The following is a 9,813-nucleotide window of genomic DNA, read 5'->3' as shown; positions in this document are numbered from 1 at the left end:
CCGCCGCGCAACACGTCAACATCGTCAGCGGTCAGAGCACGCACGTGGCAGTGGGGAAGTCGCTGATCGCGAGTGTCGCCAACAAGTTAAGTATCTTCGCTCAAAATGCCGGCATGAAATTGTTCGCAGGTCGCGGCAAGATCGAGGTGCAAGCGCACTCGGACAACGTCGAGCTTACCGCGCAAAAATCGGTCAAGGTGTTATCAGCGACCGCCAAGGTCGAAGTCGCGGCGGATCAGGAGATCTACCTAACTTCCGGCGGCGCCTACATCCGCATCGCGAACGGTGACATTCAGATTCACGCACCGGGCAAGATCGATATCAAGGGCGCGACGCACAGCCTGGACGGACCGACCGCGCAGGGTTACGTGCTCCCTGGACTACCTCACGCGGGCGATGTTCCGCGATATCACGAGCAGTTCCACCTGGTCGACGACGACGGCAAGACTGTGTTGCCGCACACACGCTACGAGATCGAAAGCGAATCGGGCAAAAAGTGGAGCGGCTATAGTGACGCAAACGGTTTCACCCAGCATGTGTATACCGATCAGCCTGAGTCTCTTTCTCTGACAGTCTACAAGGAGGTCGATGATGACAGCGACGAAGAAGCGTAAAACCGAGAAGCGTCACGTGAAGCACGCGTCGACGACCGGGACCGATCAGAAGTCGCTGGTGAAGGCAGTGGTACAGAACGACTCGGGCGAGTGGGTCCGGCCGTCAACGGGCGACAAGTTCGTGATCGACGAGACGCCAAAATTTCCGGAGATCACGTTCGAGATTAAGACCGAACAGCCTCCACCGTATCAATGGAAGTGGACGATTACATGGGACGCACAGGTGAGCGGACTACGGGAAAAGCCTCGCGGAAAGAAGCTCAAAACCTTCTCTGACACCGGTTCGTTCTCGATCAATGACAAAACGTGGGTGGCGGATCCGGGGGGGAAGATCTTGGGCGGGAAATTGGTCGTCGAGGTCACAGCGGGTACGGAGCAATTCCGACGCACCGTATTTATCGTGGGCACCAACCCGAGCAAGGACGCTGTCCTGGAGTTCCTGAAGACCCAGAAGGATGCCGTCGGCTTTGATCGTGTGATCAATCAGGAAAGTCACTTCAAGAATTTCATCAACGCGGATAACGAACCCGTCGTCGCATTCGACAACGGGTACGGCATGACGCAAATGACCAATCCAGCGCCCACCTACGAACAAGTGTGGAACTGGAAAGAGAACATCAAGGTCGGCATCAAGCTTTATCAAGAGAAGCAGGGGTATGCCAAGAACGACTTGGCTGGCCATCCATATACCGAAGACCAACTGATCCGGGCGACGTTCTCTCGATGGAACGGCAGTGTCTACTACCGGTGGGACGAATCATCGAAGGCATGGGTTCCCAATGGCACGATTATGTGCGATCCGGACACCAGCAACATTGGCTGGGATATGTCGAAAGATGCAAATAAGGGTAAGACTGTGGAAGAATTGCACAAGCGCGACAAGGACACTTACAAGAGTGGGAAGGCAGGTCGTTCCGATGAACACGCTTGGATCTATTCGGGTATCTGTTATGCAGACCACATGGCGAACAATTAAGAGGGTATTGTGTGGAGTGTTTGTCTGTACTCTCAGCGTCGCCGCGCTTGCACAGACCCCGGCACCGCAGTTTGTACAGCTGAGCGCAGGACCCATTGTCCAGGAACATTCGCACCGGTTGGTGGTGACCGACGCGCGGCACGGCAAGTTGCGAACGCTCGAGGTTCCCGGCGCGATACGGCGTGCGTTGGTGTCGTCATCCAGCGTTGCATTTCCTGCGGCGCAGTCCAGCGTAATCGACGGCCATGAATTCATCATGGTGGTGGTCAATCAATCGTCTAGCGACAACCCAACGGGCTACTGCGGGGCCGGCGAGGAAGGAACGCTTTACGTACTACGCTTGGATGGCAAACGTGCAGAACTCGCCTACTCTACGCTGGTGCAGAGTTGCCTCAAGAATATCGACTTGTTTACCGATTCAGGGAACAAGTCTCCCTATCTTGCGATCGCGTGGACGGACGGCGGAGACGGCTTCTGGATTCACTGGGCGAATTACGCAAAACCAGAACCCGTTACTCGACGATATCGCTATGCGAATGGAAACTTCGTCGTCGATAGCGAGCTTCCTAAGTGACCGTGGATTTCTTCATCGCGCTCGACGGACGCGGGCGCCAGCCACCGACGCCGTTGAAGGACCTCAAGCCCACGGTTCTGCTCGTTCGCCCGGAGCAAGATCTTTGCTGGCGCGGCAGCGTATGGGTTCGCGGCGTCTTCGACGGGACGCATTGCATGCGCCTCACTGCCGTGGCCAACGGTATCCGTCTTGAGCAGGCGGAGACGTTCTCCGGGTTGCTCGCCGGGCGATTGACCAAAGACGTGATCCAGGAAACGCGGCGTGAATTTCAGTTGATGAATACTGCGGTCAAGCGTCGCGCGGAAGCGAATCCGTCATGAGGCCGCATCGCCGATGCAGTCGACAACGGCAGTCGTGGGCCGACCATTTCGAGCCGATCGAGCTCGCTATCCAATTGGGCGCTGCATGACGATCAGATCGCCGGTAAATCTCGGACTGTTCGCGCGTCGAATCTCCTCAAAGCCCTCGCGCTGCCAGAATGCGTGTGCACGAGGGTTGGTCGAGACGACTGCAAGTTGCGCGGCGCGATAGCCCCACTCGCCCGCCATCTCGATCAACAGCTTCAAAGCGGCCTTTCCATGGCCTCGGCCCTGCCTCGCTTCGGTGAGAAGCATCAGGCCAATCCATATGCAGTCGTCCGTCGGATACGAACGAATCACATCTGCGCAGCCGATCATCTCGCGTTCGGCAAAGAACCCGAAGACTGATTTTTGTGCTGCGTTCGTGCCCGCTGGCTTGCCGAAGAAGAAATCGTCGACGTCTTCCGGGGAGGGCGCGCGGCCTTCAACGAGTTCCGTGTACGACGGTGCTTCATTGAAGACGCGCAAGACGTTTGCGCAGTCGCTGGCGGATTCGCTAACAAGTGGGCGCGCTGTGAGCATCGGGTACTCGAGCGAAAGGGAAAGTTCGATTCTAAGCTGGCTCGTTCGGCAGTGGTGCGCTGCACCGTCGCCGCGAACGTCCGCTTTCGATGCGCGGCACGGACGGAGCCGCACCGATGGACGCAAGAGCCGAATGCCGGTCTCGGTCAAAACGGTGGCCGTGCAATCGTGGAGTAGTATGCCCCCATGCCCAGGTCATTGTCCGGCCTCTGCGGCTTCGTACAGCCGACTCATCCGTGACGGCGGCATTGATGGGAATGCATCATGTCAACCGAGTGGAAGCACCGCGTCAGACTGTTTGTCCAGCGCTTCTGGCAGCCGACCAGTGCGTGCATGACCTGCATGCCGGGGAGCTGGGGAAATATCACGAGCCTGCCCCACTGGACCATCGCATTTCATACGGGTCTGCTGACCGGGCTCCTGGCTGTACTTCTGACTTTCACGCCGGTGGGGAAACTCTATGCGCATCGATATGGCAATGCGCTGGTCGTTGGCGTCCTGACGACGTTGGGCGATGCGTACTCGCACACGAGTCATTACCGTATCCCCTATGTCGAGCACATCGTGACGGGTGCCATTTCAGGTCTATTGGCGCTTGCGGCCTCCTATCTCTTCGAAGATCGCGCGCGGCGCCTTCGCGCGGTGTGGGCTCGCGTTTCCGGACAGCTTATCCGCTGACTTTCCGGGCAACGTGCCGACAAGTGACCGTTGCGGGCCGGAAGGCGACGTCCGCGGAAATCCACGAAGAACCTTTTTCATTGCACCGCATGTCGCAACTAACGGTCAGTTCCGCCCGGCGCCTTCCGACGGCGCGGCGGCGTCCCGCCCCGCGCGCCGTCGATGGATGACGACGATCAGCGTGCGGGCAGAGCGGCAACGCGTGACGCCGCGTCCGCATCCGCGCGGAACCGGTCACGCGCCACCACATCACCGCATCACGCGCCGCCGAACGCGCGTCCCATCGGCTTCATCCGCATCCCGCGCGCGAGCCGGGTCCACGGCAGGTCCGCCGGGTCGGCCTGCATCGGCCCCGGTGCCTTGGCGACCAGCACCGCGTGCGCGATGTCCTGGAAATCGGCGCGGAAGTGCACCGAGCTCTTGTTGACGAGAATCTTCATCGCCTCCGGCTCGATTCCGCCCACCCGATACAGATTGCGATCGAGCATCTGCGCCTTGCCGGCGCTCACGACGATCCGCACGCCGTCGATCCGCAGGCACGCGACCGGCCCGACGTCGGCCTGCATGCCGTTCATCATCGGGCCGTCGTAGCGGCAGATGCCGTCGGACAGCGCGACGACCTCGAAGCGCGCGCGAAGCGGCTCGTCGCCGGGCACACCCGAGCCGCCGAGCGACAGGTCGATGCGCGCGCCGGCTCCCGCGCGCCACGCCGCGGCCACCGCCGCCGGATCCCACAGCAGGCCGAGCGCCGCGTCCTGCGCGCCATGACGCAGCAGCGCGCGAAGCAGGCCCGTCGTATTCGAATCGCCGCCCGCGCCCGGGTTGTCCTGCGTGTCGGCGATCACGACCGGTTTGCTTGCGTCCGCCGCGAGCCGCATCGCCTCGCGCACGGCGTCGTCCGGCGACAGGAACGGCACCTGCCACTGCGCCTCGTCGGCCAGCATCGTGTCGTACAGCGTCTGTACGGCGGCCTCTACCGCGTCGGCGTCGCCATAGCCCCAGATGACCGGACCGCATTCCGGGAAATCCGCGGCCGGGAAGCCCGGTGCGAACGACAGCGACACCACGCCGCCGGCTTCGAGCGCCGCAAGGCGCGCGTACATCGTGCAAGCGGGATCGAGCAGCGTGCACATCCCGTTGATCGGAATCAGGAACGGCAGCCGCCGCGCCGCGCGATGCAGCGGGCCGCGGCCCGCGAGCAGGCGTTCGAGCAGCGCGGCCGCGCGTTCGCCGGTTTCCGCCATGTCCACGTGCGGATACGTGCGAAAGGCGACCAGTGCGTCGGCGTGGCGCAGCATCAGGTCGGTCACGTTCGCGTGCAGATCGAGCGACGCGACCACCGGCACGTCCGGGCCGACCGCGGCGCGCACGCGCTCGAGCAGGGTGCCTTCGCCGTCGTCCGTGTGCTCGGCGACCATCGCGCCGTGCAGGTCCAGATACACCGCGTCGCAGCCGCCGCGTCGCGCCGCCTCGACGATCTCGCCGGCGATGCGTTCGAAGGCGTCCTCGGTGACGTGCGCCGACGGGCTCGCGCCGGCCCAGATCACCGGCAGCAAGCGCCAGCCGCGCCGCTCGGCCGCGTTGATGAAGCCGCCGGCCGGAATGTTGACGTCGCGTAGCGCGAGCACGTCGGCGCCGCGCACCAGCGCGGGAAATCCTTCGCCGCGTTCGAAGTTGGCATAGGCGGCCTTGGTGGGCGCGAAGGTATTGGTTTCATGCTGGAAACCGGCAACGAGAATGCGTCGGGTCATGTGTCTGAGTCCAGTAAAGCAGGTGGGTGTGCGGGGTCGATGGGGCGCTACGGTGCCGTCGCGGCACGCCGGTCAGCGCGCTGTGGCGGGCAGGCGGTTCATGATCAGCGCGACGGCGCCCGCGACCATCAGCGCGACGATCACGAGCAATCCCGCCTGCATGCTGCCGGTGGCGGTGCGGATCTCGCCGATCAGCGTCGGGCTGAGGAAGCCGCCGAACAGGCCGATCGTGTTGATGAGCGCGATGCCGCCGGCCGCCGCGTTGCCGGTCAAGTATTGCGACGGGATGGCCCAGAACACGGTGTAGGCCGCCCACAACAGCGCCGTGGCGATCGTCATGCAGACGAGCGAGATCGCGAGATTGCCGCCGGCCCAGGTCGCGGCGGCCAGCGCGGCCGCGCCGACGAGCGCCGACACCGCGCTGTGCCAGCGGCGTTCGCCGCGCCGGTCCGAGCGCCGGCCGATCACGAGCATCGCGCAGGCGGCGCCGATGTACGGAATCATCGAATAGAAGCCGATCTGCATCGTGTCGGTCACGCCGTTGGCCTTGAGGATCGACGGCAGCCAGAAGCTGACCGCGTAGATTCCGCAGATCATCGTGAAGTACGCGAACGCCAGCAGGTAGACGCGCGGGTCGCGCGCTGCCTGCCCGAACGCGTGGTGGCCGGCCGCGGGCGTCTGCAGCTCGGTGGCGAGCAGGCTTTTCTCGCGGTCGCTCAGCCACGTCGCATCGTCCGGGCGATCGGCCAGTACCTTCAGCACCAGCAGGCCGAGCACCGCGCACGGCAAGCCTTCCGCGACGAACATCCACTGCCAGCCGGCCAGCCCGTGCGCGCCGTCGAGGGCCGTCATCAGCCAGGTCGACAGCGGCGAGCCGACGATGCCGCCGATCGGCCCGGCCAGCATCACGACGGCCATCACGCCGGCCATGCGGCGCGGGCCGTACCAGTAGGTCAGGTAGAAGATCATGCCCGGCGCGAAGCCGGCCTCGAACACGCCGAGCAGAAAGCGCAGCACGTAGAACGACGTGGTGTCGTGCACGAACATCATCGCGGCGGACGTGAGCCCCCACAGCACCATGATCCGGCTGATGGTCTTGCGCGCGCCGATCCGGGGCAGCATCAGGTTGCTCGGAATCTCGAACAGCACGTAGCCGAGGAAGAAAATGCCCGCGCCAAGGCCGTAGGCCGCGTCGGAGAAGCCGAGCGCGCTTTGCATGTGAAGTTTCGCGAAGCCGATGTTGACGCGATCCAGATACGCGAACGTGTAGCAGAGCAGCAGCAGCGGCAGCAGGCGCCAGTTCAGTTTGCGGTACAGCGCCTGTACTGGCGCGCTGTCGTGCGCGACCGGACGGCGGGAGGTTGGGACGGCGGACATGTCGCTCTCCAGTGGCGTAAGCGTGTTGCGGGACGGGTTCCGATTGCCGCATCCTCGAAGAGCCGAAAAAGCAGAGCAAGAGCAACTTAAGTGATCTAATGTTGCTCGACAGGCAACACTCGGGCAAACCGCCAGCAAACATCAGACAGACCGGACACGCCATGCGCGAACTCAACCAGCGCCGCTTGCGCTACTTCCACGAGGTGCTGACCCACGGCTCCATCCGCGGCGCGGCCGACAGCATCAATACCGCGCCGTCCGTGATCACGCGGCAGATTCGCCTGCTCGAGGAGGAGATCGGCGTCGAGCTGTTCGAGCGGCAGGCGCGCGGCGTGCGGCCGACCGAGGCGGCCGCGCATCTGCTCGAATACTGGCGCGGTTGCCGCTCGCAGCAGGAATTGTTCGAGGAACGCCTGCAGGCGTTGCGGCGGCTGCAATCCGGCCAGGTGCGCATCGTCACCAGCGAAGGCTACGTCGACGTGCTGATGGACGAGGTGCTGACCGATTTCTGCATGCGTTACCCGAAGCTCGACGTGATCGTCGATGTGCTGCCCGTCAACAACGTGCTGCAGGAAGTGGCGGAGAGCCGCGCGCACATCGGGCTCGCGTACAACCCGCCGGCTCATCCGGAGATCGCGTATCTCGCCACGTCGTCGCAGCCGGTGGTGGCGCTCGTTCATGCCGGCCATCCGCTCGCGGTGCGGGGCGGCGCGGTGCGCGCGCACGAACTCGGCGAATATCCGCTCGCACTGATGCCGCCGGCGTTCGGCCTCGGTCAGGTCGCGCAGATGCTGGCGTATACCGAGAACCTGCCGATCCGTCCGACGCTGACGACCAACTCGCTCGCGGTGTTGCGCCATTTCGTGAAGCGCCACGAGGGGATTACGTTGATCGGCGCATTCGCCGCGTATCGCGAACTCGAGAGCGGCGAACTCGTCGCGCTACCGATCGCGCATCCGTTGTTCGATTCCGCGAAAGCGCGCCTGCTCGTGAAGGCGGGGCGGCCGCTTGGCGTCGCGGCCGATACGTTGCTGAACTGCCTGCTGCACGACATGACGATGTTCGCGGGAGCGGCGACGCGTCGGGGCCCGACCGGGAAACGGCCGCGCGCGGCGAAGCGCGCGCGTTGACGGCGCTGTCGCCGGCGGCGACGCTCAGGCGTCGGCGCGTCGTGTGTCGTTGACAGGCCGTCCGCCGCCTTCCGCGATGCGATTTCCCGGCAAGCCGTCGCGCCGGGCTCCCGTTCCCTTTCCCGCCACCCGCCGAAACGACATCGGCGCGGCGCTTCATTCGTCGCGCCTACTCGGGTTACTCGGTACGCAATTTCTCGACAGTCCGCAATAAGTTGATATCTCGTCGCGGCACCGCTCACTACCATCCATCGATATCGAATCCACCCGATGGGCGGGCGGTTTGACGGAGCCACCTCGCGTGGCGTGAGTGTCGATGGAACGAAGCACGAGCATCGAGGCAGGACGCCGGCGGGCGTCGGCATGGATCGCGATCGCGTTGACGCTGCTGCTGGCGTACGGCGTCGCGAGGCATGTGTCGCGGGCATCGCCGGCGCTGCCGCAGCAACGGCATTTTTCCGTCGACGTGGACCGCGACCGGGCGCCGTGGGCGCGACCCGTGATCGCGATTCACGAAGGCATGCCGGTGCATATCGACGTGCATGCGCGGGAAACCGGCGTCCTGATGGCGCACGAAATACCGGGGGCGTTGGCGGCATGCGCGTCCGGCAGCACGCAGTCGCTGGATATTGTCCCGGTCGGCATCACCGGGCGTTTCTCGCTGCATTTCCACAGCCGGACCGGCGACACGATCGAGGTCGCCGTGATCGAAATCTATCCGGGGCCGTGACCGCAGCGCATTTTCACCACGACAAACAAGACGGAAGGAGACAACGATGCAATCACCGATTCGCGCAGCGTTCGCGCTGTCGCTCTGCATGTTCGTGCTGACCGGCTGCGGCGGAGAAGCCGATGACACGCCGGCGGCCGCGTCCGGCGTGTCCGTGGCCGACTATGTCGTGCCGCGGGCGCCGAGCTGCAGCCCGGGCGATACGCCCGAGACCGCGCTGCAGGGGCAAGTGCCGGCCGCACTTCGACAGGCCGGCTTCGGTGGCTTCAACTGCAACCTCAAGCGCGTGAGCCAGGTTCAGGGCGAAGGCGCGTCGTGGTCGGCCGCCACGTATACCGACAGGAAAGGCCAGACCTGCTTCTATCACGCGACGATGGGCGCGAGCGCGCTGTTCAACAATCCCGATGCGCCGCCGCGCGTGAACCCGGGCGTGCCGGTGATCGACATCACCAACCCGGCGCGGCCGGTGCGGGTGAGCTCGCTGACGTCCACGTCGATGATCGATCCGTGGGAGTCGCTGCGCGTGAACGTCGCGCGCGGGATCCTCGCCGCCGACAACGGCCTGGGCGGCGGTGGCGGCCCGGAGATCGACCTGTACGACATTGCTTCGGATTGCACACGGCCGCAGTTGCTGGCGAGCGTGCCGGTCGGCACGGGCGCGGACGGCGGTATCGTACCGACCACCCGGTCGCTCGGCCACGAAGGCGGATTTTCACCCGACGGGCTGACCTATTACGTCGGCGGCGCCTTCACGAAAAGCTACTACGCGATCGACCTGACCGTGCCGACCCGGCCGAAGATGATTTCCGCGATCGGCCTGCCGGATCTGGGCATGGGAAGCTTTTCGCACGGCCTGTCGGTGAGCCAGGACGGAACGCGGGCGTACTTCGTCGCGTCGGGGAACGGCGGTGCGGCCGTCGGCATGAGTGCGCCGCCGCTGAACGACGCGAACGCGACCGGCGACAACGGCTTTTTCGTCGTCGATACCAGCGAAGTGCAGAGCCGGCGTCCCAACGCGCAGATGCACCGGATCGCGACCGTGCCGGTGCGGAACGGCAGCGTCGCGCAACATACGATCTCGTTCGCCGTGGCGGGCAAACCG

At 64.4% G+C, this 9,813-nt stretch carries 10 protein-coding genes and 1 pseudogene; 8 read left to right on the top strand and 3 right to left on the bottom strand.

The annotated features are described in order from the left end of the window. From H0X95_RS36115 to H0X95_RS35285, 4 genes are all read left to right on the top strand, one after another. Positions 1 to 614: DUF2345 domain-containing protein (locus H0X95_RS36115; RefSeq protein WP_230878348.1), on the top strand; the 614-nt coding region annotated here is incomplete at its 5' end. Continuing rightward, entirely contained in the window at positions 592 to 1,590 is a 999-nt protein-coding gene (locus H0X95_RS35295) for a hypothetical protein (RefSeq protein WP_226245371.1), read from the top strand. The genes H0X95_RS36115 and H0X95_RS35295, both read left to right, overlap by 23 nt. Then, positions 1,565 to 2,164: a hypothetical protein gene (locus H0X95_RS35290; protein WP_124675170.1), complete on the top strand. Its 600-nt coding sequence runs from the start codon at positions 1,565 to 1,567 to the stop codon at positions 2,162 to 2,164. The genes H0X95_RS35295 and H0X95_RS35290 overlap by 26 nt, the downstream gene beginning before the upstream one ends. After that, positions 2,161 to 2,484 carry a hypothetical protein gene (locus tag H0X95_RS35285; protein ID WP_059720619.1) on the top strand — a complete coding sequence of 108 codons (324 nt, stop codon included), beginning with the start codon at positions 2,161 to 2,163 and terminating at the stop codon, positions 2,482 to 2,484. Before H0X95_RS35290 ends, H0X95_RS35285 begins: the two co-directional genes overlap by 4 nt. 66 nt (positions 2,485 to 2,550) lie before the next feature. On the opposite strand, the gene H0X95_RS35280 is transcribed toward H0X95_RS35285, so the two are convergent. Continuing rightward, positions 2,551 to 3,045 (bottom strand): GNAT family N-acetyltransferase, encoded by a 495-nt coding sequence (locus H0X95_RS35280; protein ID WP_059720620.1) that lies wholly within the window; start codon positions 3,043 to 3,045, stop codon positions 2,551 to 2,553. A 264-nt stretch (positions 3,046 to 3,309) separates the two neighbouring features. Between H0X95_RS35280 and H0X95_RS35275 the strand changes: the two genes are divergently transcribed. Next, positions 3,310 to 3,723, top strand: coding sequence for a hypothetical protein (locus tag H0X95_RS35275; protein WP_034203245.1), 414 nt, complete (start codon positions 3,310 to 3,312; stop codon positions 3,721 to 3,723). Between the two features lie 257 nt (positions 3,724 to 3,980). Here the strand turns inward: H0X95_RS35275 and H0X95_RS35270 are convergent, their stop codons facing one another. Together H0X95_RS35270 and H0X95_RS35265 are read right to left on the bottom strand one after the other, a co-directional pair. Beyond that, positions 3,981 to 5,474, bottom strand: coding sequence for a M81 family metallopeptidase (locus H0X95_RS35270; RefSeq protein WP_006484490.1), 1,494 nt, complete (start codon positions 5,472 to 5,474; stop codon positions 3,981 to 3,983). A 72-nt stretch (positions 5,475 to 5,546) separates the two neighbouring features. Beyond that, a complete protein-coding gene (locus H0X95_RS35265) occupies positions 5,547 to 6,851 on the bottom strand; it encodes an MFS transporter (protein WP_034203247.1) in 1,305 nt (434 codons plus the stop codon). 161 nt (positions 6,852 to 7,012) lie between these two features. On the opposite strand from H0X95_RS35265, the gene H0X95_RS35260 reads away from it, so the two are divergent. From H0X95_RS35260 to H0X95_RS35250, 3 genes and pseudogenes are all read left to right on the top strand, one after another. Next, positions 7,013 to 7,981 carry a LysR family transcriptional regulator gene (locus H0X95_RS35260; protein WP_006484475.1) on the top strand — a complete coding sequence of 323 codons (969 nt, stop codon included), beginning with the start codon at positions 7,013 to 7,015 and terminating at the stop codon, positions 7,979 to 7,981. Between the two features lie 316 nt (positions 7,982 to 8,297). Beyond that, complete coding sequence (locus H0X95_RS35255) at positions 8,298 to 8,711, top strand: hypothetical protein (protein ID WP_006494239.1); 414 nt, start codon at positions 8,298 to 8,300, stop codon at positions 8,709 to 8,711. A 46-nt stretch (positions 8,712 to 8,757) separates the two neighbouring features. Continuing rightward, positions 8,758 to 9,813 (top strand): annotated as a pseudogene (locus H0X95_RS35250) (LVIVD repeat-containing protein); the annotation flags it as partial.

The organism is Burkholderia sp. 9779_493, assembly GCF_015712215.1.
GTDB classification, from domain to species: Bacteria; Pseudomonadota; Gammaproteobacteria; order Burkholderiales; family Burkholderiaceae; genus Burkholderia; species Burkholderia cenocepacia.
Note: the sequence above shows the minus strand (reverse complement) of the source record. Positions and strands in the feature narration are given on the sequence as shown.